General features: G+C 43.2%; 30 protein-coding genes. All 30 read left to right on the top strand.

What is annotated here, in order from left to right:
- Positions 1-9 precede the first annotated feature (9 nt).
- The 30 genes from fliF to V8G47_RS04520 all read left to right on the top strand — a co-directional run bounded on the left by fliF (position 10) and on the right by V8G47_RS04520 (position 26,427).
- Positions 10-1,608: a flagellar basal-body MS-ring/collar protein FliF gene (gene fliF, locus V8G47_RS04665; protein WP_336199074.1), complete on the top strand. Its 1,599-nt coding sequence runs from the start codon at positions 10-12 to the stop codon at positions 1,606-1,608.
- A gap of 11 nt (positions 1,609-1,619) precedes the next feature.
- Complete coding sequence (fliG, locus tag V8G47_RS04660; protein WP_336199073.1) at positions 1,620-2,633, top strand: flagellar motor switch protein FliG; 1,014 nt, start codon at positions 1,620-1,622, stop codon at positions 2,631-2,633.
- Positions 2,626-3,399, top strand: coding sequence for a flagellar assembly protein FliH (gene fliH / locus V8G47_RS04655; RefSeq protein ID WP_336199072.1), 774 nt, complete (start codon positions 2,626-2,628; stop codon positions 3,397-3,399). Before fliG ends, fliH begins: the two co-directional genes overlap by 8 nt.
- Positions 3,396-4,715 carry a flagellar protein export ATPase FliI gene (fliI, locus tag V8G47_RS04650; RefSeq protein ID WP_336199071.1) on the top strand — a complete coding sequence of 440 codons (1,320 nt, stop codon included), beginning with the start codon at positions 3,396-3,398 and terminating at the stop codon, positions 4,713-4,715. Before fliH ends, fliI begins: the two co-directional genes overlap by 4 nt.
- A gap of 5 nt (positions 4,716-4,720) precedes the next feature.
- Positions 4,721-5,167, top strand: a complete 447-nt coding sequence (gene fliJ, locus V8G47_RS04645; RefSeq protein ID WP_336199070.1) for a flagellar export protein FliJ — start codon at positions 4,721-4,723, stop codon at positions 5,165-5,167.
- A 4-nt stretch (positions 5,168-5,171) separates the two neighbouring features.
- A complete protein-coding gene (locus tag V8G47_RS04640) occupies positions 5,172-5,762 on the top strand; it encodes a MotE family protein (protein ID WP_336199069.1) in 591 nt (196 codons plus the stop codon).
- A 30-nt stretch (positions 5,763-5,792) separates the two neighbouring features.
- Positions 5,793-7,058 carry a flagellar hook-length control protein FliK gene (locus V8G47_RS04635; RefSeq protein WP_336199068.1) on the top strand — a complete coding sequence of 422 codons (1,266 nt, stop codon included), beginning with the start codon at positions 5,793-5,795 and terminating at the stop codon, positions 7,056-7,058.
- 8 nt (positions 7,059-7,066) lie between these two features.
- Positions 7,067-7,696, top strand: coding sequence for a flagellar hook assembly protein FlgD (gene flgD / locus V8G47_RS04630; RefSeq protein WP_336199067.1), 630 nt, complete (start codon positions 7,067-7,069; stop codon positions 7,694-7,696).
- A gap of 11 nt (positions 7,697-7,707) precedes the next feature.
- Complete coding sequence (locus tag V8G47_RS04625) at positions 7,708-8,097, top strand: TIGR02530 family flagellar biosynthesis protein (RefSeq protein ID WP_336199065.1); 390 nt, start codon at positions 7,708-7,710, stop codon at positions 8,095-8,097.
- Positions 8,098-8,169: 72 nt separating this feature from the next.
- Positions 8,170-9,399 carry a flagellar basal-body rod protein FlgF gene (flgF, locus tag V8G47_RS04620; protein WP_336199064.1) on the top strand — a complete coding sequence of 410 codons (1,230 nt, stop codon included), beginning with the start codon at positions 8,170-8,172 and terminating at the stop codon, positions 9,397-9,399.
- A gap of 56 nt (positions 9,400-9,455) precedes the next feature.
- Positions 9,456-9,671 (top strand): flagellar FlbD family protein, encoded by a 216-nt coding sequence (locus tag V8G47_RS04615; protein WP_336199063.1) that lies wholly within the window; start codon positions 9,456-9,458, stop codon positions 9,669-9,671.
- A gap of 11 nt (positions 9,672-9,682) precedes the next feature.
- Positions 9,683-10,093, top strand: a complete 411-nt coding sequence (fliL, locus tag V8G47_RS04610) for a flagellar basal body-associated protein FliL (RefSeq protein ID WP_336199168.1) — start codon at positions 9,683-9,685, stop codon at positions 10,091-10,093.
- A 28-nt stretch (positions 10,094-10,121) separates the two neighbouring features.
- Positions 10,122-11,120: a flagellar motor switch protein FliM gene (fliM, locus tag V8G47_RS04605; protein WP_336199062.1), complete on the top strand. Its 999-nt coding sequence runs from the start codon at positions 10,122-10,124 to the stop codon at positions 11,118-11,120.
- Positions 11,113-12,273: a flagellar motor switch phosphatase FliY gene (gene fliY / locus V8G47_RS04600; protein WP_336199061.1), complete on the top strand. Its 1,161-nt coding sequence runs from the start codon at positions 11,113-11,115 to the stop codon at positions 12,271-12,273. The genes fliM and fliY overlap by 8 nt, the downstream gene beginning before the upstream one ends.
- Positions 12,274-12,310: 37 nt before the next feature.
- On the top strand, positions 12,311-12,673 hold the full coding sequence (locus V8G47_RS04595) for a response regulator (RefSeq protein WP_034760212.1): 363 nt from the start codon (positions 12,311-12,313) through the stop codon (positions 12,671-12,673).
- Positions 12,674-12,696: 23 nt separating this feature from the next.
- Complete coding sequence (locus V8G47_RS04590; protein ID WP_336199060.1) at positions 12,697-13,335, top strand: flagellar biosynthetic protein FliO; 639 nt, start codon at positions 12,697-12,699, stop codon at positions 13,333-13,335.
- Positions 13,328-13,993, top strand: a complete 666-nt coding sequence (fliP, locus tag V8G47_RS04585; protein ID WP_336199059.1) for a flagellar type III secretion system pore protein FliP — start codon at positions 13,328-13,330, stop codon at positions 13,991-13,993. Before V8G47_RS04590 ends, fliP begins: the two co-directional genes overlap by 8 nt.
- 14 nt (positions 13,994-14,007) lie before the next feature.
- A complete protein-coding gene (gene fliQ / locus V8G47_RS04580) occupies positions 14,008-14,277 on the top strand; it encodes a flagellar biosynthesis protein FliQ (protein ID WP_034760208.1) in 270 nt (89 codons plus the stop codon).
- A gap of 4 nt (positions 14,278-14,281) precedes the next feature.
- Positions 14,282-15,058: a flagellar biosynthetic protein FliR gene (gene fliR, locus V8G47_RS04575; RefSeq protein ID WP_336199058.1), complete on the top strand. Its 777-nt coding sequence runs from the start codon at positions 14,282-14,284 to the stop codon at positions 15,056-15,058.
- A 1-nt stretch (position 15,059) separates the two neighbouring features.
- Positions 15,060-16,142 carry a flagellar biosynthesis protein FlhB gene (gene flhB, locus V8G47_RS04570; protein WP_336199057.1) on the top strand — a complete coding sequence of 361 codons (1,083 nt, stop codon included), beginning with the start codon at positions 15,060-15,062 and terminating at the stop codon, positions 16,140-16,142.
- A gap of 18 nt (positions 16,143-16,160) precedes the next feature.
- On the top strand, positions 16,161-18,197 hold the full coding sequence (flhA, locus tag V8G47_RS04565) for a flagellar biosynthesis protein FlhA (protein ID WP_336199056.1): 2,037 nt from the start codon (positions 16,161-16,163) through the stop codon (positions 18,195-18,197).
- Positions 18,194-19,354: a flagellar biosynthesis protein FlhF gene (gene flhF / locus V8G47_RS04560; protein WP_336199055.1), complete on the top strand. Its 1,161-nt coding sequence runs from the start codon at positions 18,194-18,196 to the stop codon at positions 19,352-19,354. Before flhA ends, flhF begins: the two co-directional genes overlap by 4 nt.
- A complete protein-coding gene (locus V8G47_RS04555) occupies positions 19,335-20,192 on the top strand; it encodes a MinD/ParA family protein (protein ID WP_336199054.1) in 858 nt (285 codons plus the stop codon). Before flhF ends, V8G47_RS04555 begins: the two co-directional genes overlap by 20 nt.
- Positions 20,193-20,201: 9 nt before the next feature.
- Positions 20,202-21,278 (top strand): protein-glutamate methylesterase/protein-glutamine glutaminase, encoded by a 1,077-nt coding sequence (locus V8G47_RS04550; protein WP_336199053.1) that lies wholly within the window; start codon positions 20,202-20,204, stop codon positions 21,276-21,278.
- A gap of 15 nt (positions 21,279-21,293) precedes the next feature.
- The gene (locus tag V8G47_RS04545; RefSeq protein ID WP_336199052.1) at positions 21,294-23,330 is read left to right on the top strand and encodes a chemotaxis protein CheA; all 2,037 of its coding nucleotides are present in this window, start codon (positions 21,294-21,296) and stop codon (positions 23,328-23,330) included.
- Positions 23,331-23,342: 12 nt separating this feature from the next.
- Positions 23,343-23,789 carry a chemotaxis protein CheW gene (locus V8G47_RS04540; RefSeq protein ID WP_261751148.1) on the top strand — a complete coding sequence of 149 codons (447 nt, stop codon included), beginning with the start codon at positions 23,343-23,345 and terminating at the stop codon, positions 23,787-23,789.
- A gap of 41 nt (positions 23,790-23,830) precedes the next feature.
- Positions 23,831-24,439 carry a chemotaxis protein CheC gene (locus tag V8G47_RS04535; RefSeq protein ID WP_442970796.1) on the top strand — a complete coding sequence of 203 codons (609 nt, stop codon included), beginning with the start codon at positions 23,831-23,833 and terminating at the stop codon, positions 24,437-24,439.
- On the top strand, positions 24,436-24,933 hold the full coding sequence (locus V8G47_RS04530; protein ID WP_336199050.1) for a chemotaxis protein CheD: 498 nt from the start codon (positions 24,436-24,438) through the stop codon (positions 24,931-24,933). Before V8G47_RS04535 ends, V8G47_RS04530 begins: the two co-directional genes overlap by 4 nt.
- A 75-nt stretch (positions 24,934-25,008) precedes the next feature.
- Positions 25,009-25,767, top strand: a complete 759-nt coding sequence (locus tag V8G47_RS04525) for a FliA/WhiG family RNA polymerase sigma factor (protein WP_336199049.1) — start codon at positions 25,009-25,011, stop codon at positions 25,765-25,767.
- A gap of 150 nt (positions 25,768-25,917) precedes the next feature.
- Positions 25,918-26,427: a DUF6115 domain-containing protein gene (locus V8G47_RS04520; RefSeq protein ID WP_336199048.1), complete on the top strand. Its 510-nt coding sequence runs from the start codon at positions 25,918-25,920 to the stop codon at positions 26,425-26,427.
- Positions 26,428-26,471: the final 44 nt, after the last annotated feature.

The following is a 26,471-nucleotide window of genomic DNA, read 5'->3' as shown; positions in this document are numbered from 1 at the left end:
AGGATTGTAATGAATGAATCGTTTAAGAAATATACAGAGCAAATAAAGACTTATTGGACAAGCAGAACAAAAAAACAAAAAATCAGCATGGGAGCCATCTTTCTGATTGCCGTCATCCTGATCAGTGCGGTTAGTTATTTTTCAACGCGGACGACTCTCGAACCGTTATATAGCAATTTATCACCTTCTGAAACGGGAACCATCAAAGAGAATCTGGATGGCAGAGGAATCCCTTCAGAAATTACCGATAGTGGATCGACCATCATGGTCCCTAAAGAACAGGTCGATACACTGAAAGTCGAACTGGCTGCAGAAGGGATACCTAACTCAGGGAGCATCGACTATTCTTTCTTCAGTCAAAATGCCGGATTCGGCATGACCGATAATGAGTTCAATGTCATGAAATTGGACGCCATGCAAACGGAATTGGCCAATTTGATGAAGGGAATTGACGGGATCCAGGATGCAAAAGTCATGATCAATCTTCCTGAGAAACAGATTTTCCTAAGTGATGATGTGCAAAATGCATCTGCCTCCATTGTCCTGGATACCAAGCCGGGTTTCACATTTGACCAAAAGCAAATCAAATCACTTTATCATCTTGTTTCGAAAAGTGTTCCAGATCTTCCTACAGAGAATATCGCCATCATGAATCAATATTTTGAGTATTTTGATTTAGAATCTCAAAATAATTCCACGGGAAGCGGAAATTTTGCACAGCAAATGAATGTAAAGAAAGAAGTCGAGCGTGATATTCAACGTCAGGTTCAAAACATGCTCGGTACGCTGATCGGCTTTAATAAGGTAGTAGTTTCCGTGACTACTGATATTGACTTTACCCAGGAAAACCGCGAAGAAAACCTCGTGACACCTGTCGATGAAGAAAATATGGAAGGGATCGCAGTCAGTGCTCAGAGGATTACTGAAACGTTCTCGGGTGAAGGTACTCCTCCAGGAGGGACACCAGGTGCCGGAGATGCCAATGAGCCTACGAACAGCGGTGTTACATACGGCTCCAGTTCAGAATCGAATGGTGACTATGAACGGATGGAAGAAACGATTAATAATGAAGTCAACCGGATCAAAAAAGAGATTGTAGAAAGTCCTTATAAGATTAGGGACCTGGGAATACAGGTCATGGTGGAACCGCCTGATCCCGAAAAAGAATCGTCCTTACCACAGGACAGGGTTGATGATATACGTCAAGTATTATCGACGATCGTACGCACGTCCATTGATAAGGAAGCGAACCCTGAACTCACGGATGACGCAATTGCAGAAAAGGTAGTCGTCTCGGTTCAGCCGTTCAATGGGAAAGTGGATGTTGCATCTGAAGAGAAACCTGCACTGCCTTGGTGGACATATGTTGTGGGAGGCATTCTCCTTGTAGTGATTCTTCTTTTAGTATTTTTCTTATTACGTTCAAGAAAGAATGAATCGATAGAAGAAATGGAATATGAAGAAACCAGAGAGCCGGTCCAGATCCCGGATATTGAACCTAAAGAAGAGACAGAAGGTTCGATTCGCCGTAAGCAGCTGGAAAAAATGGCTAAAGATAAACCGGAAGAATTTGCGAAACTGTTACGTACCTGGTTAGCAGAGGATTAGGAGGAATGAACATGGTTAGAAGAGAGAAAGGTTTAACAGGTAATCAAAAGGCGGCCATCCTCCTGATCTCTCTTGGTCCTGATGTATCAGCATCCGTTTACAAGCATTTGTCGGAAGAAGATATCGAGAAATTAACATTAGAGATTTCCGGAGTGAAGAAGGTAGAAACGGAAGCTAAGGAAGACATTTTAGAGGAATTTCATCAAATCGCCATTGCACAGGATTATATCTCACAGGGTGGGATCGGCTATGCGAAGACGGTCCTGGAGAAGGCGCTTGGATCTGAGCAGGCCACAGCGATCATTAATCGCCTGACCTCTTCCTTACAGGTCAAACCCTTTGACTTTGCAAGAAGAGCGGATGCAGCTCAAATTCTTAACTTCATCCAGAATGAACATCCTCAGACGATTGCATTGATTCTATCCTATCTTGACCCTCAACAAGCAGGTCAGATACTTTCAGAGCTTCCACAGGAAGTCCAGGCAGATATCGCGAGAAGGATTGCGGTGATGGATGGAACCTCTCCTGAAGTGATCAGTGAGGTGGAAGCCATCCTTGAAAGGAAACTTTCAGCCACAGTTACACAGGATTATACGCAAACCGGCGGGGTGGAAGCGGTAGTGGAAGTGTTGAACGGGGTAGATCGTTCGACAGAGAAAACCATCCTGGATGCCTTGGAGATTCAAGATCCGGAATTAGCCGAAGAAATCAAGAAGAGAATGTTTGTATTTGAAGACATTGTCACACTCGATGGCCGCTCCATCCAGCGTGTGATCAGGGATTGTGATAATGAAGATCTGCTTCTCTCACTTAAGGTGTCAGGTGATGAAGTGAAAGAAGTGGTATTCAGGAATATGTCTAACAGGATGGTTGAGACCCTTAAAGAAGAAATGGAATTCATGGGGCCTGTCCGATTGCGGGATGTTGAAGAAGCACAGTCGCGGATTGTAGCAGTCATAAGAAGGTTAGAGGATTCTGGTGAAATCATCATCGCCCGTGGTGGAGGAGACGATATCATTGTCTAGGATCATAAAGTCTACCGTAACTCAATCTATTGAAGACAACCGCAAAGTAATCTCTCTTAAGAGAGTTAAGCCGATGGGAGACGCATCCCCAGAGGAAGATAGGTTAATAGGGGATGCATCGATTCGAAGGGATCAAATCATAGAGCAAGCGACCATCGAAGCAGAACGAATCATCCGGGAAGCAAATGAGGAGGTTCGTCGCGAAGAAGAACGGTTGTTACTTGATAAAGAAAGATGGATAACAGAACGGGAACAGCTTATGCAAGAGGCTTATAATGCCGGATTCCTGCAAGGAGAAGAAGAAGGCAGAAAGAAAGGCTACCAGGAATATGAGGACAAACTGCAGGAAGCAAACGAGATTACAGAGAACAACAGGGAACAGTATGAGGGTTACATTCAAAGGGCAGAGAAAGTCATTATAGATCTTGGGATAGCATGCGCCGGCAAAATCATGAATCAAAAATTGAAGGATGAACCGGATCTATTCCTTTCCATCGTGGAACGGGGACTAAAGGAAGTGAGGGATCTGCCTCATATCCAAATACATGTGCATCCAACGAGACATAAGCTTCTTGCTGAGAACAAGTCTGAACTCGAAGTCATGTTCCCCACTGATATTCAATGTTTTATCTATGCAAACGATGATCTTCTCCCTGATGAATGCTACATTGAAACGAATCAAGGTCGGGTCATTGTCAGTGTGGATTCTCAATTGAAAGAATTGAAGCTTAAGCTCCACCATGTTCTCGAAGGTGATGTTCAATGAAAGCAGCAGATCTTATCTCTCATATCCCCCATATCCCAACATTCAAAAAGTTCGGGAAGGTGAAACGGGTAGTCGGGTTGATGATCGAGTCTCAAGGTCCCGAAAGCTCTGTAGGTGAAGTGTGTCATATCCATATTCTCTCCCGTGGTAAACAAAAAGTGATAAGAGCAGAGGTCGTGGGGTTTAATGATGATTTGGTGATCCTTATGCCATATACCAACATGCAGGATATATCACCAGGCAGTTTAGTCGAAGCAACGGCAAAACCATTGGAAATCAAAATCGGGCCATCGTTAATCGGGAAGGTGATTGATTCCCTCGGTCATCCCCTAGATGGAAGTCAATTACCGTCTGGATTAAGCACTGCCTATACAGAACAGGAACCACCCAATCCGTTATCAAGACCTCCCATTGATGAAAAAATGGAAGTGGGCGTAAAAGCCATCGACAGCATGCTGACCGTCGGTAAAGGGCAAAGGGTGGGAATCTTTGCCGGAAGTGGTGTGGGAAAAAGCACACTGCTTGGAATGATCGCCAGAAATACGAAAGCTGATTTAAACGTCATCGCTTTGGTAGGGGAACGCGGCCGGGAAGTAAGAGAATTCATTGAAAGAGATTTAGGTGAAGAAGGATTGCAGAGAACGATTGTAGTGGCTGCCACTTCCGACCAGCCTGCTCTCATGAGAATTAAAGGCGCCTTTACGGCAACAGCGATTGCGGAGTACTTCCGTGATAAAGGCATGAACGTCATGCTGATGATGGATTCTGCCACCCGGGTTGCCATGGCACAGAGGGAAATCGGGTTGGCGGTTGGGGAACCGCCTACAACTAAAGGCTATACTCCTTCCGTTTTCGCCATTTTACCGAAGCTGCTCGAGAGAACCGGAACAAACCTCCATGGAAGCATTACGGCGTTTTATACCGTTCTCGTAGATGGTGATGATTTGAATGAACCGATTTCAGACACAGTGAGGGGGATACTCGATGGTCATATCGTACTCGACCGTCAGATTTCGAATCGAGGCCAATATCCTGCCATTAATATCCTGAAGAGTGTCAGCCGGTTAATGAATCACCTTGCCTCTAAAGAACATTTACAAGCTGCGACTAGAATAAGAGAGTTATTGAGTACCTATATGAATTCAGAAGATTTGATTCAAATAGGGGCATACAAAAAAGGGACTTCCCGTGAAGTGGATGAAGCCATCAACTATTATCCGGGAATCATCTCCTTCCTGAAGCAAGGTGTATACGAACAGATTTCCCTGCCCTCGAGTGTTGACGAGCTTATCAAGCTATCGGAAAAAGGTGGATGATCCGAATGAGTTATCAGTATAAATTCCAACGAATTTTAACTTTGAAAGAAAAAGAAAAAGATGAAGTCCAGGAGATGTACAGGGGTTCCATTGAAAAGTTTGAAACCGTTGCGGGTAAGCTATATGAATTTTTGAAAAAGAAAGAAACCCTTGAGCTCCATCAGGAGAGTAAATTACAGGGGGGCTTATCTGTCCAGGATATCCGTCATCACCAACAGTTCATCACCAATCTTGAAAAGACCATCTCTTACTATCAGGATCTAGTGATCCAAGCAAGGAATCGGATGAATTGGTATGAAGAAAAACTGGTGGATATGAATGTAGAAGTGAAAAAATACGAAAAGATGAAAGAAAAAGATTTAGAGCGGTTTCTTCAAAATATCCAATCGATGGAAAATAAGCAATTAGACGAAGTGTCGGTTGTTCAATATTTGAAACGGGGAGTTAGGTGATTTCATGGCAAAGGTAATCGAAGAGGAAAAGAAAGATTCACATAATCGTTTCCAAAGATTCATTTTTATCATCGTCATTCCTCTCTTGTTTGCTATCACCTTTGCTTTGGTCATCATGACGTTTGCGGGAATCAATATCTTTGAAAAAGCGCAATCACTAGGATCGGACATTCCTTTTTTGGCAAAGGTCATCCCTTCAGATGCTGAAGAGGACAGAAAACAATTACAAGAGAGAATCATTTCATTAAACGCTTCGATAGAAGATCAAGAAGCCAAAATAGCCCAGCTTCAAAGTGAAATGGATAAAAAAGACAGTGACAACGAGCAACTTCAGGCAACCATCCAGCAGCAGAATGAAGAAATGAATGAATTAAGGCAGATTGGTGAAGACAACAAGCGGGCTTTTAAGGAGGTTGTCAATACCTTTGAAGCGATGTCTGCGAAAAGCGCCGCCCCGGTTCTCATGAACATGGAAGATGAAGAGGCGATGAAGATCCTTTCAACTATTAAACCAGACATGCTGGCAGATATTTTGGAAAAGATGCCGCCAAAGGATGCTGCAAGATATACAAGTCTTCTATCAGCAGAGGAATGATCCGTTTTGTTTCTTAAAGGAGGTGAATGAATGGAAATAGGAATCGCTACACAAAGGGTAAACGCTGCATCACCCCTGTATAAGGAAGCGAATCTTCCAAAAAATGAAGTTGGATTTTCACAGCACCTTTTGGGGTTTGTCGCCAACCAAAGCAGTGAATTGAAAGAAGTCAAGGCAGTGGATGGCCTGTCAATTCTCGTAAATCTTGAAGCCATCCTTGCAGCTGGTAAACTGGAGGATCTCGGCCTCACACAAGAGCAGTTGGATCAACTATCAAAAGTGAAAGAACTGGATGTTAATCAAATTGCAGACATTCTAGGTGTAAGTACTGAAGCAATCACAACCCTTTTTTCTGAATTTAAGTCTGTCATGTTGGGAACGGGGTCACCTGTCGATCCGGAGCAGGTCGAGGATGTTTATGAAGACCTTCTTGGAACACTTCAAGTATTACAGTCCGCCCTTTCAAAGGATACCAGGGCCGCAAAGTCTTCTTTAGAAAATTCTTTAAAAGAATTAAATAGCCAAGGTCAAATCGAAGGCGCCGTCAAATTGGCAAAAGTTTTGGAACTTTTTGCTCGTACTCGTGATATGCATGTCACAGATGCATCCAAAGCGGCAGAGTTAAAAGATGTGGTGAAGAATATTCAATCGGGGATAGAGGGTACATTACCAAAACTTGCACAAACGTCAGGTGACTGGTCAAGGATTCTGCGAGAAGCCTATACGCGCAAGGTACCTGAAGAAACGAATGATAAGAATCCTGATTTAAATGGCTCCACGAACGAAAAGAAAGGAATTCTACCAGTTCAGGGAACGAATCTTCAGTTTGTCCTGCCTAAGGCTGAAACCTTTTCAATGAATCTGCCATCGACTGGCCGCTCCCTTCAATACGAGCAATTTGTTAAAGAATTTCAGAACATCCTGGGTAAATCGAATATGATGTCCCAACCAAATATGAGCAAGCTGCTGATTAAACTGTATCCAGAACAATTGGGTTCTTTAAGAATTGAATTATTGCAGCAGAATGGGGTCATGACAGCGAAAATCCTGGCATCTACCACAAGTGCCAAAGAAATGCTGGATTCACAGATTCATGGATTGAAGCATGCTTTCAGTGCCCAGAATCTGAATGTTGAGAAGATTGAAATCGCGCAGGCATTCACGGATACTGAGCGTCAGCATAAAGGACAATCCGGGCAGCAGTCCCATCAGCATAAACAATCCGATCAACCCGAATCGACACATGAAGAGGAAAGTCAATCCTTCAAGGATTATCTTGTAAATACTGAAATATAGGTGATGACATGACGAAAATAGATCCCAGTTTACTATATTCCACCGTTCAGACTAAGCGTGAAGCAGGGGGGGATATTTTAGGGAAAGATGATTTTCTTAAAATCCTCATGACTCAATTGCAAAATCAAGACCCGATGAATCCCATGCAGGACAAGGATTTCATCGCACAAATGGCGACTTTTTCTTCCCTGGAGCAAATGACCAATCTTACCAAGACGATGGAGAAGTTCGTGGATAATCAAAGCCAGACACAACTGATTTCTTATAATCAATTTGTAGGGAAAGAAGTGACCTGGCATAAGATCATTGAATCTGAATCAGATGAAGTACCTGAAATTCAAGAAGGACAAGGACTTGTTAAGGGAGTCCGTTTTAAAGGTGATTCGGTTGAATTCATCATGGAGGATGGAACGATCTTGAATCCGGGGAATATTTCTCAAGTGAATACTTCAGGAAGCGGAGAGTCATCTCTCGTAAGCGCATCCCTTCTAATAGGCAAGAAGGTGACATGGAGTGGTGCGGATGGGGAGATGAATGGAGTGGTTCAATCCGTTTCGAAGAAGGATTCCCAAATATGGATTCATACCGATTCAGGAGAGAAAATCTCCAGTAATGCATTGTTGAAAATAGAATCTTAGGGAGTGGTTTAATGGAAAAAACGTTCATTCACCGCTCACTGCAACCTATCTCGTCTAATTATCATAGCAAAGCAGTTAATCGATCTGCACGATCTTCTACATCATTTGCAACTCAATTGGATAAGGCGATCAAAGATGTCTCTTCATTGCAAATCAGTAAACATGCAAAAATGAGGATGGAACAAAGAGGAATTTCGATCCCTTCTGAAACGTGGGAGAAGATAGGGGAGAAAGTGAAAGAAGCGAAGAATAAGGGTGTACAGGACTCACTGGTAATTCTGAAAGATGCCGCATTGATTGTAAGTGCCAAGAACCAAACGGTGATCACTGCACTCGACCGTGAAGAGGCAAATTCTCAAATATTCACCAACATTACTGGAACCATATTAATCGATTCATAGGCCGGACCTCGAGAAGGAAGCCTATATGCTGTGGAATGACTGAAACAGCACATACGAAAGGGGAAAACATTCATGCTACGTTCAATGTATTCAGGTATAAGTGGAATGAAAAACTTTCAGACCAAATTAGATGTAATCGGTAATAATATCGCCAATGTCAATACGTACGGATATAAAAAGGGCCGGGTCACGTTCCAGGATCTCATGAACCAAACCGTGTCCGGTGCCAGCAGGGCAACAGACAACCGGGGAGGTCAAAACGCAAAGCAAGTAGGGCTTGGATCGTCATTATCATCCATCGATACAATCCAGACACAGGGAAGTCTTCAAACTACCGGACGCTCATTGGATGTCGCCATATCAGGAGATGGATACTTCGTTGTGAGGCAAGGAAATAACGAAATGTACACGCGTGCCGGGAACTTTTACCTGGATTCAAACGGAAATCTTGTGACGGGTCAGGGTAATCTTGTTCAGGGATTTCCCGTTGATGCTGCCGGAGTGGTCAATAAGAGTGGCGCTACGGATATAAAGATTGATACGAACACGACCATGGCACCTCAAGCGACCAGTGTAGCTACTTATAATGGGAATTTGAAGTCCAGTGCACCGAATAATACCCAAATAGAATTAGAGACAAAAGTGAAAGATTCATTGGGGCAGGATATCAGTTTGAAAATCGTGATGGAGAAGACAGGTTTAAATCAATGGAAGGCCACTGTATCAAGTTTGACACCAGGTGTAACTGTTAATGAAAATACAACAATTTCTTTTGACAATGCCGGTAAGGTACAATCACCAGCAACAGGATATGTTCCTTTTGCTATCACATTAAATAACTCAACGGGAGCAAATCCAACCCAAGATATAGACCTGGACTTCTCCAAGATCACTCAGTTCGACAGCTCCTCCTCTGCCAATGTAGATACGGTTGATGGAAATGCAGAAGGGTATCTTGAAAGCTTCAATATCGGTTCTTCCGGCGAAGTGAACGGAGTATTTTCAAATGGGGAAGTAAGAGTGTTGAGTCAGTTGGCCATGGCCACATTCTCTAATCCCGGGGGATTGACAAAGGCAGGTAATAATCTATTCCAAGCTTCCAATAACTCGGGCCTGCCAAACCAAGGTGTAGCAGGGGAAGGACGTGGCGCCCTTCAGTCCGGGGCACTTGAAATGTCCAATGTAGACCTCTCAGAAGAGTTCACTGAAATGATTGTCGCTCAACGTGGTTTCCAGGCAAATACACGGATCATCACAACATCAGATGAAATCCTGCAAGAACTTGTAAACTTGAAACGTTAATTCCTTGAAAGGGAGGAAGGGAGTGGCTGAGGAGATCAGTCACTCCCGATAAATGAATGATTACATTGACCAGGCTGAATGGTAAATCGTTTACGTTGAACGCCCTATACATAGAAACAGTCGAAGCATTTCCCGATACGACCATTCTATTAACAAATGGTAGGCGGTATGTTGTGAAAGAATCAGTGGATGAGGTCAATACCCGCTCACTTGCCTTTTTTCAAAAAGTGAATCTGCTTCATCTGCCCCAGGAGGGAGGTAGTACAAGTTGAAAAGTAAAACGATGACTATCATGATGATTTCATTGGTGACCATCACCCTCGTCGGTGTCATAGCACTGGTGGTATTGCTGAAGTTTACAGGGGATGAAGAAGCGAAAGGTCCCACCATTGAAGAAGTGATTGAAAACTCGGTGGACATACCTGAAATGACCACGAATTTAATGAGCAACGACTTTATTCGTATCTCTTTCAAAATCCAAACGGATAGCAAGAAAGCGAAAAAAGAATTAGCGAAAAGGGATTTTCAAGTGAATAATATCATCATAGAAGAGCTTTCAGAATTGAAAGCAGAAGAACTGCAAGGAAAAAAAGGGAAAGAATTGGTCGAGACAAAGGTTAAAGACAAAGTGAACTCCCTTATGCAGGAAGGCGCGGTTGAAAGAGTATATATCACCTCTATGATGATTCAATAAATAGGCCTGAAGGTTTGGAGGTGAAGGGATGGCTAGTGAAATATTGTCTCAAAGTGAAATTGATGCTCTGTTATCTGCCCTCAATACCGGGGAGATGAGTGCAGATGATTTCAAGAAAGAAGAAGAAGAGAAGAAAGTCAAAGTATATGATTTTAAGAGAGCCCTGCGCTTTTCAAAAGACCAGATCAGAAGCTTAACGAGGATTCATGAGAATTTCGCAAGGATTTTAACGACCTATTTCTCTGCTCAACTAAGAACGTACGTTCAAATTAATGTAGCTTCAGCTGATCAGATCCCTTATGAGGAATTTATTCGTTCCGTACCTAAAATGACGATTTTGAACGTTTATGAACTGCCGCCATTGGATGGAAGGATCCTCATGGAAATTAACCCGAACATTGCCTATTCGATGATGGATCGGGTCATGGGGGGCAGAGGGATCAGCGTCAATAAAGTGGAAAGCTTAACGGAAATTGAAACGAGAATCATGAGTCAACTATTTGAAAAGGCGTTCGAGAATCTCAGGGAAGCCTGGAGCACAGTGGTGGATGTCGATCCAATATTTGCTGAATTTGAAGTGAATCCACAGTTTCTGCAAATGGTCTCTCCCAATGAAACCGTAGTGGTCATTTCCTTGAATACAACGATTGGTGAGACCAGTGGAATGATCAATATTTGCATTCCTCATGTCGTATTGGAACCGATCCTTCCGAAACTATCCGGCAGTTATTGGATGGAATCAAAGCGGAGAGAAAGCACCCCTGAAGAAACCGCTCAGCTGGAGAGAAGAATCAAGAGGGCACAAGTTCCGATCGTAGCTGAATTAGGACAATCTGACATAACCATCGAGGAATTCCTTATGCTTTCGATCGGTGATGTCATTGAAATGAATACCCGAATCGATGATCCTTTAACTATAAAAATAGGTGAGATTCCTAAATTCACTGCACAGCCTGGTAAATCAAATAAAAAAATGGCCGTGCAAATATTAGATTCGTTGAAAGGGGGAGACGACGAAGATGAGTGATATGTTATCGCAAGATGAAATAGATGCGTTACTTCGTGGTTCGGCGGAGCCTGAGGAGAAAGTAGAAGACCGCAAAGAGATTAAGATGAGTGATTACATCAGCTCCATAGAAGAAGATGCTTTGGGTGAAATCGGGAACATTTCGTTTGGAAGTTCTGCGACAGCACTTTCCACCTTATTAAATCAAAAGGTGGAAATTACGACCCCTAAAGTAACGATCATTGATAAGAACTATTTAGAAGAGGAATTCCCTCATCCTTATGTAGCCATTCAAGTTCAATATACCGAAGGGTTCTCCGGTGTGAATTTGCTCGTGATCAAACAATCGGATGCGTCTATCATTGCCGATTTGATGCTTGGTGGCGATGGAAGAAACCCATCCGGGGATCTCGGTGAAATTCAGCTCAGCGCTGTACAGGAAGCTATGAATCAGATGATGGGTTCAGCTGCTACATCCATGTCGACTGTATTCAGTAAGAAAGTGGATATTTCACCTCCATCCATTGATCTCATGTACATTCCCCGGGGAGAAGGGGAAGAAAACATCCCGGATCAAGATCTGCTTGTTAAAGTATCGTTTTCATTAAAAATTGGAGATCTGATTGACTCTAATATCATGCAGCTCCTGCCACTATCCTTTGCCAGAAGCTTAGTGGATGAATTAATGAATGGCGGTGCCACAGAGGAAGTGGCGGCAACGTCGGCGCCGAGTATGGTGGAAACACCGAATTCCGTTCCTGAACCGGTATATAGTGGGATCACTGAAAGTGTGAATGCACCTCACCAGTCCCACTCTCAGCATTTGGGGGGACACAGCGGACACACTGAACCCGTGCATGTACAACCGGCTACATTCAGCAGTTTCGAGCCTGCTACACTGGGACAACAGGAAAGTAAAAATTTAAATATGCTGTTGGATATTCCACTTCAAGTGACAGTTGAGCTCGGAAGAACAAATCGATCTGTCAGAGACATCCTCGAATTATCGTCTGGTTCGATCATCGAACTTGATAAGTTAGCGGGAGAGCCGGTCGATATCCTTGTGAACAGCCAGTTGATGGCTAAAGGGGAAGTCGTTGTCATCGATGAGAACTTCGGTGTCAGGATCACCGACATTGTTAGTCAGAGTGATCGAATTAAAAAACTAAAATAATAGAATATTTTATTAGAGATAATGGAGGATGAGGGTAATGGCGAATAAGATTCTAATCGTAGATGATGCAGCCTTTATGAGAATGATGATCAAAGATATTTTAACGAAAAACGGATTTGACGTAGTAGGGGAAGCAGCAGATGGAAGTCAGGCTGTAGATAAATATAAGGAGTTAAAACCCGATCTTGTGACGATGGATATTACAATGCCAGAAAAAGATGGTATCGCGGCCTTAAAGGAAATCAAGTCAATTGATGCCTCTGCGAAAATCATCATGTGTTCAGCCATGGGCCAACAAGCCATGGTCATCGATGCGATCCAAGCTGGTGCGAAGGATTTTATCGTAAAGCCGTTCCAGGCTGATCGTGTAATCGAAGCGATCCAGAAAGCGTTAAGCTAACAGTTAATAAGAAGGTGCATGTATTGAAAAAGTTTCAAATTCTATTTGCAATAGTGCTTTTCATCTTCACGGCAGCCGCCGGGGATATGAAAGCTTTTGCTGAAGTGAATAATGTGAAAGACTGCATAGAGCATCCAGAAACATGCGAGGGGCAGCAAACGGATGGAGTGGAAGGTTCTGAATCAGGGCTTGCCACTTCCGTTACGTTTATAGATTACCTGAAGATGATCGTTGCCCTTATCTTTGTAGTGGCACTCATATATTTTTTATTAAAGTTCATTAATCAAAAAGGAAGATCATTTCAGCAAACAAAATTAATCAACCATTTAGGCGGGACCCCACTTGGGGGGAACCGTTCAGTACAGATCGTAAAGGTAGGCAAACAGGTACTGGTCTTAGGTGTGGGTGAAGATATCCAGCTTTTGAAAGAGGTAAGGGATGAAAAGGAAAAAGAAGAGATTCTTTCTTATTATGAAGATTCCCAATTTCCCGAAACTAAATATGCCGTTTCAAACTTGATGAACAGAGTCAAAGGATCTTCGCCGAATAAGACGGACAGGTCATTTCAAGCCCAGTTGAAATCACAGCTTGAGGAAATGAACAAGGGTAGGAAAAAGATGCTCGAGGAGTTAAAGAATAAGGGGAAACAGTCTGATGAATGAATTCATGGAGTTTTTCAATAGCAGCTCAGCAGATGATGTGTCGACCAGTGTAAAGCTGTTGTTACTGTTCACCGTCTTATCCCTTGCACCCAGTATCCTGATATTAATGACTTCTTTTACCCGGATCATGATCGTCCTGTCCTTTGTCCGTACGTCCCTCGCCACTCAGCAAATGCCACCGAATCAAGTATTGATCGGACTTTCTTTATTTCTTACTTTCTTTATTATGGCTCCTACTTTCCAAGAAGTGAATGATGAAGCATTGACACCTCTATTTAACGAAGAGATCAATCTGGAAGAAGCATACACTAAAGCTTCGATTCCTTTTAAAGAATTTATGAGTAAACAGACGAGACAAAAGGATCTGGAATTATTTCTGGAATATTCAGGTGCTGAACGGCCCGCATCAGTGAAAGATATTCCCCTCACATCCTTAGTGCCGGCTTTCGCATTGAGTGAGATCAAGACGGCTTTTCAGATAGGATTTATGATCTTTATCCCATTTTTGGTCATCGATATGGTCGTTGCGAGTGTCTTGATGTCCATGGGTATGATGATGCTGCCGCCTGTCATGATTTCATTGCCGTTCAAAATTTTACTGTTTGTTTTAGTGGATGGCTGGTACTTAGTAATAAAATCTCTTTTACAAAGCTTTTAAGTAGGTGAGTTACAATGAATGCTGAATCCGTAATTGCCATAGCAGAGAGGGGTATCTACGTAACTCTCGTAGTATCAGGCCCATTACTGCTACTGGCCCTGGTTGTCGGGCTGATTGTAAGTATTTTTCAGGCGACAACCCAAATTCAAGAACAGACACTTGCATTCATTCCGAAAATTGTCGCCGTGCTGATCGGCATCGTTTTCTTTGGGCCTTGGATGTTAACGAAGCTTGTGACGTATACTTCGCAGATTTTTTCAGATTTAACAAGGTTCGTAGGGTAGTAGAATGGAAGAGCTCGTACCTATTCTATCGGTATATCTACTCGTTTTTGTGAGGGTTTCGGCATTTTTTGTCACGATGCCGCTGTTTTCATATCGAAATATACCTGCACAGCATCGAATCGCCTTCTCAGTGGTACTATCATGGGTCATGTACTATACAATCGACTCAAAGGCATTTGAAATCAACGGACAATACTTCCTTTTGATCATGAAAGAGGCTATGATCGGACTTTTGATCGGTTTTGTAGCTTATATGATTATAACGGCTATTCAAATAGCGGGGGGCTTCATTGATTTTCAAATGGGGTTTGCCATTGCGAACGTGATCGATCCTCAAACAGGAGCCCAAAGTCCTATAACGGGACAATATTTGTACACATTCGCCCTTTTATTATTGCTCGCCCTTAATGGGCATCATTTACTGCTCGATGGGATTTTTTACAGTTATCAATTGATTCCGATCGATTCTGCCTGGATTCCTTTTGGAAATGAGAACTTAATCGAATATGTCATCACGTCTTTTAATTCCATGTTCATTATCGCTTTTCAGATGTCCATTCCTGTCGTTGCGACTCTTTTCCTTGTAGATGTGGCACTAGGCATCGTAGCGAGGACCGTACCCCAGCTGAATATCTTTGTGGTTGGGTTTCCCATAAAAATCGGCGTAGCCTTCATCGTATTATTTATAGTCATGGGGGTCACTTTTACGGTCATGCAGAAATTGTTTGAAATGATGTTTGTAACCATGAGGGATTTAATGAAAATTATTGGAGGCACATAAATTGAAGTGGCTATCATTAGACCTACAGTATTTCAGTGGGGAAAAGACAGAGAAAGCAACGCCCAAAAAAAGGGATGACGCCAGAAAAAAAGGTCAAACAGCGAAAAGTCAGGATGTCAATACGGCCATCATTCTGCTGGCTGTCTTTTTATTTCTGACCTTCAGTGCTTCTTATATAGGGGACATCGTGTTTGATTTATTTCATCAAACGTTTCAGGAATATATGCTAATGGATCTTACTGAAAATACCGTTCAGGTCATCACCATGGACTTGATGAAGGAGATTGCCCTGCTGCTTGGTCCGATCATGCTCGTCGCACTCGTTGCCGGTTTAATCTCCAATTATATACAAGTAGGTGTGATGTTTACGACAGAGCCCTTACAGCCTAAATTGGAGAAGATTGACCCTATTAAAGGATTTAAGCGGATTTTTTCCCTGCGTGCCATTGTCGAATTATTAAAATCCATCCTGAAAATTTCATTTGTAGGGGCCATTACCTTTGTGGTTCTATGGATGAACATCGACCGGGTGTTGAGCCTTTCCTTTAAATCGGTGGGGGATTCCTTGACGACCATGGCAAGCCTGACGATCCAAATGGGGATTGCGGCATCCCTTGCGTTATTGTTTTTATCTCTTTTTGATTTTCTTTATCAGAAATACGATTTTGAGAAGAACATTCGAATGTCGAAACAGGACCTGAAAGACGAACATAAAAACATTGAAGGGGATCCCCTCATCAAGTCTAAGATTAAGCAAAGACAGCGGGAGATGGCCATGCGGCGCATGATGCAGGAAGTACCCGAGGCAGATGTAGTGATCACCAATCCCACTCACTTTGCCATTGCCCTTAAATATGATGAGAATAAAATGGATGCCCCATACGTCGTGGCAAAGGGTGTTGATTACCTGGCGCAGAAAATAAAATACATCGCAGGTGAAAATGACGTCGTGATGGTAGAGAACCGGCCGCTGGCCCGTTCGCTCTACGACTCGGCAGAAATCGGCGATAGCGTACCTGAAGAATTTTTCAAGGCAGTAGCAGAAATTTTAGCTTATGTTTACCGAATCAAAAACCAGATGTAAGCAGTTAGGAGAGAAACAATGTCAGCAAGAGATTTATCCGTTTTAGCCAGTGTCATACTAATCGTTGCCATGCTTATTATTCCATTCCCATCCTGGTTATTGAGCTTATTGATCATCATCAATATTTCCCTTGCATTACTTGTCCTCCTAATCTCCATGAATATGAATGAACCATTACAGTTTTCTATATTTCCTTCCCTATTATTATTATTGACGCTTTTCAGATTGGGTCTAAATGTTTCCACAACGAGATCGATCCTTAGTAAGGGTGAAGCGGGGGACGTTGTGGAAACCTTTGGAACATTCGTTGTAGGTGGGAATATCCTTGTTGGACTTGTTGTATTCATCATATTGATCGTCATACAATTCATTGTCATCACAAAAGGTTCTGAAAGGGTGTCTGAAGTTGCCGCACGATTTACACTCGATGCCATGCCCGGGAAACAAATGAGTATCGATGCTGATTTAAATGCCGGGATGATCTCTGAGCATGATGCAAGGAACCGGCGTGAAAAAGTAGGCAGAGAAGCGGACTTCTATGGAGCAATGGACGGAGCTTCTAAATTTGTAAAGGGTGATGCCATCGCAGGGATCGTCATCGTATTGATCAACCTGATATTTGGGATCATCATCGGAATGACCCAACAAGGGCTCCCTATCGCAGAGGCCGCAACACGTTACTCACTTCTGACAGTCGGCGACGGGATCGTCAGTCAAATCCCGGCTCTGTTAATATCAACAGCAACAGGTATCGTCGTGACGAGGGCTGCGTCTGAAGGGAATCTGGGGCAGGATATTATGAATCAGCTGCTTGCTTATCCTGTCATGCTCTATGTATCCGGGTTCACTATTTTCATGCTGGGCATAGCCACGCCAATAAACGATATTTTGACAATACCGGTAGCAGCCCTACTCGGAATCGGTGGTTATATGTTGTCAAGGGCGCCTAAAGAAAGCGAAACGGATATGATGGAAATGGAGGAAGAGGTGGAGCAGGACGAAATGAAGAGTCCTGAAAGCGTCGTAAACCTACTCAATGTCGATCCGATTGAATTTGAATTCGGATACGGATTGATTCCTCTTGCAGATGCAAACCAGGGGGGAGATCTTCTTGACAGGATCGTGATGATCAGACGTCAATTGGCCATCGAGCTTGGCCTTGTCATCCCTGTTGTCAGGATCCGGGATAATATCCAGCTTCAGCCGAACGAATACAGGTTGAAGATTAAAGGAAATGAGATGGCTCGTGGGGAACTCCTCTTAGATCACTATCTGGCGATGAGTCCAGGGGTGGAAGATGACTCCATTGAAGGAATCGATACGATCGAGCCGTCTTTCGGCCTTCCCGCTAAATGGATAGCAGAAGATATGAAGGAGCAGGCAGAGATATTCGGATATACTGTGGTAGATCCTCCTTCAGTGGTGTCAACTCACATCACGGAGATGATAAAGAATAATGCACACGAACTTCTAGGCAGGCAGGAAACGAAGCAGCTCATTGATCATCTGCAGGAATCTTATCCGATACTTGTGGAGGAAGTGACACCGAATCCATTGACCGTAGGAGAGGTACAAAAGGTACTCGCCAAGCTATTAAAAGAAAATGTTTCCATCCGGAATTTACCGATCATTTTCGAGACACTTGCCGACTACGGGAAGATGAGTTCGGATACCGATTTGTTAGCAGAGTATGTAAGACAGTCACTCGCAAGGCAAATTACGAATCAGTATGTTCAGGGGGACACTTCCTTAAAAGTGGTCACCATGAGCGGCAAGGTGGAGAAAATGATTGCGGATGCCATTCAGCAAACAGAGCACGGCAACTATTTATCCATGGATCCCAATGACTCCCAGGGCATTCTGGAAGCTGTCGCCTCTCAAGTGGAACAGCTTTCCCTAATGGAGGAATCCCCCGTCATTCTCTGTTCTCCTGCTGTGAGAATGTATGTAAGACAGTTAACGGAAAGATATTTTCCACAGGTACCAATCATTTCGTATAACGAATTAGAGGCAAATGTAGAAGTACAAAGTTTAGGGGTGGTGAATGTAGGATGAAAGTAAAGAAGTACACGGCTCGATCCATGAATGAAGCAATGAAAAAGGTCAGGGCTGAACTGGGTGAAGATGCAGTCATTTTAAATTCCAAAGTCTCATACACAGGAGGCTTTATCGGATTGTTCAAGAAAAAAATGATTCAAGTCATCGCAGCCATTGACCCGGAGGTTGAAAATGAAAAGCTGGAAATCAGCCGGTTGAAAACGAAGCAAGCTTCATCACCGGTCATTCAACCTGACTTGGAAAAAGGACAGCACGATTCCAATCGATTGGTAGAAACAGAATTAAAGGAATTAAAGCAAATGATTTCTTCCATGAAATCCAGGGACCATTTTGAAAAATTCAGTGATGATGCAAAGGAAGTTCTGCTTCACCTTAAGAACCAGGACGTTAGTGACGCTACTCTGTTTCAATTGGGGGATGCGATGGAAGAGAAAATCAAAAGTGAATCGGTTCAAACAGTCAATAAGGATGAGTGGGCTCATAAAGAAGTGAAACGCTTTTTTCACCAATATTTAAAAGAAATCAGCTTTGGTGGAATTAGTTACAATAGAAAATATATCAATGTCATTGGCCCTACAGGTGTTGGTAAAACTACGACGCTAGCCAAAATGGCCGCTGAAGCAGTGATAGAGAAACGCATGAAAATAGCCTTTATCACGACGGACACCTACCGGATTGCGGCGATTGAACAATTGAAAACATATGCGGGCCTCCTGAACGTCCCTGTTGAAGTGGTATATAAAATGGAAGACTTCAAAAAAGCAATCGAGAAGTTCGTGGACTACGATCATGTATTCATTGATACAGCTGGTCGTAACTTCAGAGAAAGAAAATATGTAGAGGATTTGCAAAAGATCATCGATTTCGATCATCAAATGGAAACCTACCTGGTTCTGTCATTGACAAGTAAAGAGAGGGATATGAGGGAAATCATTACTCAATTTTCTTCTATTGATATTGATCGTTTTATCTTTACTAAATCAGACGAGACATCAAGCTACGGTTCCATGATCAATATGATGTCTGAAGCGAAGATCGGTGCAGCCTACGTAACGAATGGTCAGGATGTCCCTGAGGATATTACCGAGGTGAAAGAGGATGACATCGTAAGTATGCTCATGAAAGGATTCAGCTATGAAAGATCAAGCATATAACCTGAGGAGGAAAATGCTCCTCCCAGGTTCTGAACCTGCTAAAACGATTGCGATCGTAAGTGGAAAGGGAGGGGTCGGTAAATCGAATATATCTACAAACCTCTCCATCCTCCTTGGTAAAGAGAATAAGAAGGTCCTATTATTTGATATGGATATAGGGATGGGTAACATTCATATTTTACTTGGAAGTCATCATTCATACTCCATCATGGACTATATTGAGGAAAAAGAACTAGATATCAACAAGATTATATGTGAAGATATTCATGGTATCTCTTACATAAGTGGGGGTAATGGCCTAAAAGATATAGTGGAGTGGAAAGTAAAACAAATGGAACGCTTTTTTGAAGTAATGGAATACGCCATCCATAAGTATGATTATATTCTATTCGATATGGGTGCAGGTGCCACGAAAGAAACACTTGAATTTCTCCTCGCCATGGATGAAATCATTGTTGTCACCACTCCTGAACCGACATCCATTACCGACGCCTATTCTATGATGAAATATATCTACATGAAGGACGGGGAAAAACCCTTCTATCTTTTATGTAATAGGGCGGAATTCAAGAATGAAGGACTTCAAACCATTACTAGATTACAAGAAACAGTGAGGAAGTTCCTTCACAAGGAAATCGTATCCCTGGGCGTACTGCCTGAGGATTCAGCTGTCAGGAAGGCCGTCATTCACCAAACGCCGATTGTTGTGGGTTATCCTGCATCAGCCATGACACTGAGCCTGCATACGATGGTTCATCGCCTGACAGGCACGAGAGAAAGGGAACGTAAGGGGACAGGGTTTGTAAGGACAATTCGAAAATTATTTTTTGGGAGGTAAAAGCCCTGAATGAAAAAGGTTCTAGTTGTAGATGATTCAGCATTTATGAGAAAACTTATCAGTGAATTTTTAACGGGCACCAAACAGCTGGAAGTGATAGGGATTGCAAGGAATGGAGAAGACGCGATTGCTAAGATTAAGAGACTTCGACCCGATGTCGTAACCCTTGATGTAGAAATGCCGAAGATGAATGGGATAGATGCATTAAGGAGAATTATGGAAGAGTGCCCTGTTCCTGTCGTCATGCTTTCTTCCACTACCATTGACGGGGCGAATGAGACTGTTAAGGCCATGGAGCTTGGAGCTGTTGATTTCGTTGCGAAACCATCAGGGACCATTTCGTTGGATCTCCATAAGATTCAAGATGAAATGGTTGAAAAAGTAGTGGCTGCAAGCAAGGTGAATGTGACGAAAATAATCAGGACGTTTAAGAGGGAAACAGCAAATGACCCTGGAGTCGGCTCACTTGAAATGACGGGACCATTACCGATCGATCGTACATGGGGTGTGAGTTCCCCTAAGATGATTCTGATAGGAACCTCGACGGGCGGTCCCCGGGCTTTACAAAACGTATTAACAGGGTTACCCCGTCACCTGGATGCGCCGATCGTTGTCGTTCAGCATATGCCCCCGGGATTTACAAGGTCACTGGCCAACCGGTTGGATGGTCAAGCCTCCATACATGTGAAGGAAGCCGAACATGGTGAAATCCTCGCAAATGGAACGGCTTATATAGCCCCGGGTGGTGTACATACAAAGGTGGTAGAGACGGGGGGGCAATTATCGATCCAACTTTCGAAAGAGGAACCGAGAAATGGTCATAGGCCTTCGGTTGACATGTTGTTCGAGTCTGCAAGCCTGATTCGACATTATGCAAAAATAGCTGTGGTTTTGACCGGGATGGGTTCTGATGGTTCGGAAGGACTGATCAAGCTTAAAGAGCAAGGCGAAGTGAAAGCTATTGCAGAATCAAGAGAGACTTGTATTGTGTTCGGGATGCCAAAATCGGCTATCGCTACAGAGTTAGTGGACAGGGTGGAACATATCGGGGATATCCCTCGATCAATTATGACATACATGGTGTAGAGAGGTGTGGAGCACATGGAGCTGAGTCAATACTTAGAAGTGTTTATAGAAGAAAGTAAAGAAAATCTGCAAACCTGCAATGAGCAACTGCTTGAATTGGAGAAAAACCCGGAAGATCTTACGATTGTCAATGAAATCTTTCGATCTGCACATACGCTTAAAGGTATGTCTGCCACAATGGGATATGAGGATTTAGCAAACCTTACCCATAAAATGGAAAATGTTCTCGATGCCATCCGAAATGAAAAAATAAAGGTGTCACCTGAAATATTGGATGTGGTGTTTAAATCCGTCGATGATCTTGAAGCCATGGTGTTCTCCATTGCCGATGGAGGAGATGGTAAGCGGGATGTCACAGAAGTGGTAGCGATGCTTGGGGCCATAGAAAAAGGAGAAAGTCTGCATGCAGCACTTGTTGACAGTGAGGTCGCTGCAACGGCGGAAACTGCTGAAAGACAGACATTATCCATGCAATATGAAGCCTTTGAGCAAACGGTCATCCAACAATCCCATGAACAAGGATTCCGTTGTTATGAAATCTCCGTTTCACTCCGGGAAGATTGTCTGCTTAAAGCTGCACGGGTGTATATGGTCTTTGAAGTGTTGGGGAAATTAGGGGAAGTCATCAAGTCCCTTCCGACAGTAGATCAGCTTGAGGAGGAGCAATTCGACCATTCCTTCGTTATTGCGGTTGTGTCCAAAGAAGAGGCCGTTCATATAGAAAGCGCGGTGCGTAAAGTTTCTGAAGTGGACGAAGTCTCTGTTGTGGAACTAACGAGCCTCGATTTGCAGAATCAGCATCAAATAGCGGCTGCTATTACAGAACCGGCACAGAAAGAAGTTGAAGTTAAAGAACAAGAGACTTCTAAACCTGCCGGCAACGTGACGAAGCATTCGAATCATTCCAATAAAACGATTCGGGTCAACATTGAACGACTGGATGTCCTTATGAACCTTTTTGAGGAGCTAGTCATTGATAGGGGAAGATTAGAACAAATTTCCAAGGATTTGAATAACCCTGAATTAAATGAAACAGTGGAAAGAATGACAAGAATATCTGGGGATTTGCAAAACATCATCCTTAATATGCGTATGGTGCCTGTTGAAACCGTATTTAATCGCTTTCCACGAATGGTCAGGCAGCTGGCACGGGATTTGAATAAAAAAATCGAATTAGAAATCATCGGTGCAGAAACGGAACTTGATCGAACGGTAATAGATGAGATAGGCGATCCCCTTGTTCACTTGATACGAAACGCATTGGATCATGGTATCGAAATGCCGGAACTCCGTGTGAAAAATGGAAAGCCGGAACAGGGAACCGTCAAGTTGAAAGCGTATCATAGTGGGAATCATGTCTTTATCGAACTGGAAGACGATGGGGCAGGCATCAACAAAGAGAGGGTCCTCGAAAAAGCGATCCAGAAAGGAATCGTCTCAGATGAAGCCGCTCATACATTAACCGATCGACAAATCTACGAACTCATACTGGCTTCAGGATTCTCTACAGCCGAACAAATTTCGGATATATCCGGAAGAGGAGTCGGGTTGGATGTAGTGAAAGCGACGATCGAGTCTCTGGGTGGTTCCATTACGATTGATTCAACGGAAGGGCAGGGGTCATTGTTTTCTATCCAATTGCCACTCACCTTATCCATCATTTCTGTCATGCTGGTAGAAATCCAAGATGAAAAGTATGCCATCCCTCTCTCTTCCATTATTGAGACGGCAATTGTAAAAAAGAAAGAAATCATGAAAGCTCATAATCAGAGAGTGATCGATTTCAGAGGGAAAGTTGTGCCATTGCTGTTCCTTGAGGATATATTCGAGGTACCGAAACATTCCAAGGATGAAGAATTGTATTCTGTTGTCATAGTTCGAAAAGGTGAAAAAATGGCCGGGTTAGTCGTCGATTCCTTTATTGGTCAGCAGGAAGTTGTATTGAAATCCTTAGGGAATTATTTGAACGATGTATTTGCGATCTCTGGTGCGACCATTTTAGGAGACGGGCAAGTAGCGTTGATTGTTGATTGCAATGCGTTAATAAAATAGGAGGTAAGGGTAATGAGTGAAATAATAGATGCAGTGGAAGATCTAAAGCTTATCGTATTTCAATTGGTGGATAAGGAATACGCCATTCCAGTGCACCAGGTGCGATCCATCGAGAAGCTCGAACATATTACAAGAGTTCCGAGAACCGCCTCCTATGTGAAAGGTGTGATCAACCTCCGCGGGGTTGTGACACCGATCATCGACTTAAGGAGCAGATTCGATCTGCCAGTTTCAGAGCCGACTGACAGTACACGTGTGATCATTGCAGGATTAGAGGACAAAGAGGTTGGTCTGATCGTGGATGCTGCCAATGATGTGCTGGATGTTTCCAGAGAATCGATTGAACCTTCCCCGGAAGTTGTGGGAGTCGTCGAAGCTGAGTACATCGGTGGAGTCGTAAAGCAAAACAAACGCCTGCTGATCATCCTCCATTTAGATAAAATACTTCAATCCATCTAAGGGGCGAGAATAGTTTGGGCTACGAAAAAAAGATATCATCGATGCATTTAGATATATTGAAAGAAATCGGTAATATAGGGGCAGGTCATGCTGCGACTGCCCTTTCCACCCTGCTTGATAAAAAGATTGACATGAAAGTACCGAGCGTTCAAGTCGTTTCATTTGATGAGATGATGGAAATGGCGGGAGGTCCTGACAATGTGGTCGTAAGCGTATTCTTACGGATTGAAGGGGAGGCACCTGGGAGCATGTTCTTCCTATTGCCACTTGAACAGGCGTCCATGTATATCCGAAGCATGATCCAGGATCGCTCCTTCTCGTTCAATGCCCCGCCTTATTCAGAACTGGGGCTATCTGCCATGCAGGAATTGGGGAATATTCTTTCTGGTTCATATTTATCCTCCCTGTCTGACTTTACAAATCTTAAGCTTCTCCCGTCCGTACCTGCTCTATCCGTTGACATGGCGGGCGCGATCATCGGTTGTGGATTACTGGAAATATCCCAGGTGAGTGATTATGCAATCGTCATAGACACTGCCCTGAAGGAAGAGGAAGTAGAGGAGTCGGAAAGTGTGAAGGGTCACTTCTTCCTCCTGCCGGATCCCGAATCCTTTGAAATCATTTTTCAATCATTGGGTGTAAGCCTATGATGGTCACCAGTACTGTTGTTAAGGTCGGAATTGCGGATATGGATATCGTCGAGGGCGAAGGCTCGATCCGCACCTCGGGCCTTGGATCGTGCGTCGGGGTCGTTTTATATGATGAGCTTCTCAAACTGGCCGGGATGGTCCATGTGATGCTCCCTCACTCCTCGATCGGAAATGAAACAAAACCCAATCCCGCCAAATACGCCGACACAGGAATCGAAGAACTAATAGGTCAACTAAAAAACCGTGGGGCAAGCATTAAAAGACTTAAGTGCAAAATGGCCGGCGGTGCACAAATGTTTCAATTTCAATCGAAGAGTGACGTCATGAGGATCGGTCCAAGAAATGCGGAAGCAGTAAAAGTTGCCCTACAGAAGCATGGGGTGCCGGTCGTTTCCGAAGATTTAGGGGGCAACAAAGGAAGAACGATTGAATTCTTTACGTCCACCGGGATTCTTCATGTACGTACTGTAAATGAAGGTACAAAGGAATTGTAAAGTCATTCATTCTGCTCAGGTAAAATCAATCACTAAGCGTTCCCGTGAAAGAATTAGTCAGCAAGGAGGATTCTTATGTCTCAACATTCCACTCGAACAGATGAACAACAATATTGGGAGAAATGGATCAACAGTCGTGATACAGAAGCCGGAGATATGTTAGTGAAAAAGTATATGCCACTTGTGTCGTATCATGTGCAGCGGATTTCCGTTGGCCTGCCAAGGAACGTCTCGAGAGAAGATATTAAGAGTCTTGGTTTGATGGGGTTACTGGATGCACTCCAGAAGTTTGATCCCACAAGAGATTTAAAATTTGATACATATGCGTCGTTCCGGGTCAGAGGGGCCATCCTTGATGGGCTGAGAAAAGAGGACTGGCTTCCCCGGTCTACAAGAGACCGGGCGAAGAAAATCGAGGCCAGGACCGTGGAGCTTGAACAAACGCTTTTACGCCACGTGACCGCTGAGGAAGTGGCCGCTTCATTGGAAATGACGCCTGATGAAGTATACCAGACCACTAATGAACATTTCTTTGCCAATGTCCTTTCCATGGATGAGCAATTGACGGATGACGATCACGAATCTCAAAATTATTCCATTAAAGATCATAAAACGATTTCACCCGAAGACGAAGTATTGAAAGGTGAAAAACTGAATGAATTAGAGAAAACGATCTTGACCCTTTCAGAGAAAGAACAGCTTGTGTTAAGTTTATTCTATAAGGAAGAACTGACGCTGACGGAAATTGGTGAAGTCATGGGCTTGTCCACATCCAGGATTTCGCAGATTCACTCAAAATCCATTTTCAAATTACGAAATCTACTGGGCTCATGAATGCTGTGAACAATGAGGGTGCAATAAACCACCAATAATACACACTGATGGACTGTCCCTGCAACATGCACGTATGGGAGCAGTCCTTTTACTTGCCGGAAAAAATTAATCTAAAAGAAGTAGTAAAATCAAACAAAATAGGGTGATGACATGGTTACGTTTCTACTTTTTATATCTTTTCTTCTAAATATCGTTTCCCTGCTTTCAATCGTCATTTTATATTCCAGGCAAAACCGTTTTGTAAACATGGAAAAAGAGCAAAAGAAGATCATTGCTGAAATGGAAGATATCATTTCAGCTTATCTGATTGAAATGAAAGAAGAAAATGATGAATTCATGCGAAGGTTCAATACACAATTCCATAACGATAAAGAGAATGTCCTTCACGCCGAAGAAAATGAACAAGAGGATCTAGAGGCTTCTGAGAAGGTCACAAAGTGGACAGGTGCCGGGTATAAGCGCGCTTCACAAGCTTATAAACAGATGAAAGACCATGGACCGGAACCCGATGATCAATCCAAAGAACCCGAACAAGACCCACTCCTGAAAAAAGTATTGACTTTAAAGGAAAAGGGGATGTCAATTGAAGAAATAGCCGAATCTCTTGGGAAAGGTCAAACAGAAATCGAGCTCCTGCTGAAATTCCGTCAAATTATGTAGGAAGTCCTTGCCTGTCTGGGATAGGTGTGCTATAGTATTCATGG

The sequence above is a fragment of the Rossellomorea sp. LJF3 genome, assembly GCF_037046045.1.
Lineage (GTDB): Bacteria > Bacillota > Bacilli > Bacillales > Bacillaceae_B > Rossellomorea.
The sequence above is the reverse complement of the archived record's forward strand: the minus strand, read 5'-3'. Positions and strand labels throughout refer to the sequence as shown.

Bases quoted from the DNA above. Each gene is read 5' to 3' on its own strand.
- V8G47_RS04640 (WP_336199069.1), top strand. From the start codon at position 5,172: ATGGCAAAGGTAATCGAAGAGGAAAAGAAAGATTCACATAATCGTTTC.
- V8G47_RS04525 (WP_336199049.1), top strand. From the start codon at position 25,009: ATGTCTCAACATTCCACTCGAACAGATGAACAACAATATTGGGAGAAA.
- flgD (WP_336199067.1), top strand. From the start codon at position 7,067: ATGACGAAAATAGATCCCAGTTTACTATATTCCACCGTTCAGACTAAG.
- V8G47_RS04535 (WP_442970796.1), top strand. From the start codon at position 23,831: ATGCATTTAGATATATTGAAAGAAATCGGTAATATAGGGGCAGGTCAT.
- V8G47_RS04555 (WP_336199054.1), top strand. From the start codon at position 19,335: ATGAAAGATCAAGCATATAACCTGAGGAGGAAAATGCTCCTCCCAGGT.
- fliP (WP_336199059.1), top strand. From the start codon at position 13,328: ATGAATGAATTCATGGAGTTTTTCAATAGCAGCTCAGCAGATGATGTG.
- V8G47_RS04615 (WP_336199063.1), top strand. From the start codon at position 9,456: ATGATTACATTGACCAGGCTGAATGGTAAATCGTTTACGTTGAACGCC.
- V8G47_RS04520 (WP_336199048.1), top strand. From the start codon at position 25,918: ATGGTTACGTTTCTACTTTTTATATCTTTTCTTCTAAATATCGTTTCC.
- V8G47_RS04635 (WP_336199068.1), top strand. From the start codon at position 5,793: ATGGAAATAGGAATCGCTACACAAAGGGTAAACGCTGCATCACCCCTG.
- V8G47_RS04545 (WP_336199052.1), top strand. From the start codon at position 21,294: ATGGAGCTGAGTCAATACTTAGAAGTGTTTATAGAAGAAAGTAAAGAA.
- fliF (WP_336199074.1), top strand. From the start codon at position 10: ATGAATGAATCGTTTAAGAAATATACAGAGCAAATAAAGACTTATTGG.
- fliL (WP_336199168.1), top strand. From the start codon at position 9,683: ATGACTATCATGATGATTTCATTGGTGACCATCACCCTCGTCGGTGTC.
- V8G47_RS04625 (WP_336199065.1), top strand. From the start codon at position 7,708: ATGGAAAAAACGTTCATTCACCGCTCACTGCAACCTATCTCGTCTAAT.
- flgF (WP_336199064.1), top strand. From the start codon at position 8,170: ATGCTACGTTCAATGTATTCAGGTATAAGTGGAATGAAAAACTTTCAG.
- V8G47_RS04540 (WP_261751148.1), top strand. From the start codon at position 23,343: ATGAGTGAAATAATAGATGCAGTGGAAGATCTAAAGCTTATCGTATTT.
- V8G47_RS04550 (WP_336199053.1), top strand. From the start codon at position 20,202: ATGAAAAAGGTTCTAGTTGTAGATGATTCAGCATTTATGAGAAAACTT.
- fliY (WP_336199061.1), top strand. From the start codon at position 11,113: ATGAGTGATATGTTATCGCAAGATGAAATAGATGCGTTACTTCGTGGT.
- fliI (WP_336199071.1), top strand. From the start codon at position 3,396: ATGAAAGCAGCAGATCTTATCTCTCATATCCCCCATATCCCAACATTC.
- fliG (WP_336199073.1), top strand. From the start codon at position 1,620: ATGGTTAGAAGAGAGAAAGGTTTAACAGGTAATCAAAAGGCGGCCATC.
- flhF (WP_336199055.1), top strand. From the start codon at position 18,194: ATGAAAGTAAAGAAGTACACGGCTCGATCCATGAATGAAGCAATGAAA.
- fliM (WP_336199062.1), top strand. From the start codon at position 10,122: ATGGCTAGTGAAATATTGTCTCAAAGTGAAATTGATGCTCTGTTATCT.
- fliQ (WP_034760208.1), top strand. From the start codon at position 14,008: ATGAATGCTGAATCCGTAATTGCCATAGCAGAGAGGGGTATCTACGTA.
- fliJ (WP_336199070.1), top strand. From the start codon at position 4,721: ATGAGTTATCAGTATAAATTCCAACGAATTTTAACTTTGAAAGAAAAA.
- V8G47_RS04595 (WP_034760212.1), top strand. From the start codon at position 12,311: ATGGCGAATAAGATTCTAATCGTAGATGATGCAGCCTTTATGAGAATG.
- V8G47_RS04530 (WP_336199050.1), top strand. From the start codon at position 24,436: ATGATGGTCACCAGTACTGTTGTTAAGGTCGGAATTGCGGATATGGAT.
- flhA (WP_336199056.1), top strand. From the start codon at position 16,161: ATGTCAGCAAGAGATTTATCCGTTTTAGCCAGTGTCATACTAATCGTT.
- fliR (WP_336199058.1), top strand. From the start codon at position 14,282: ATGGAAGAGCTCGTACCTATTCTATCGGTATATCTACTCGTTTTTGTG.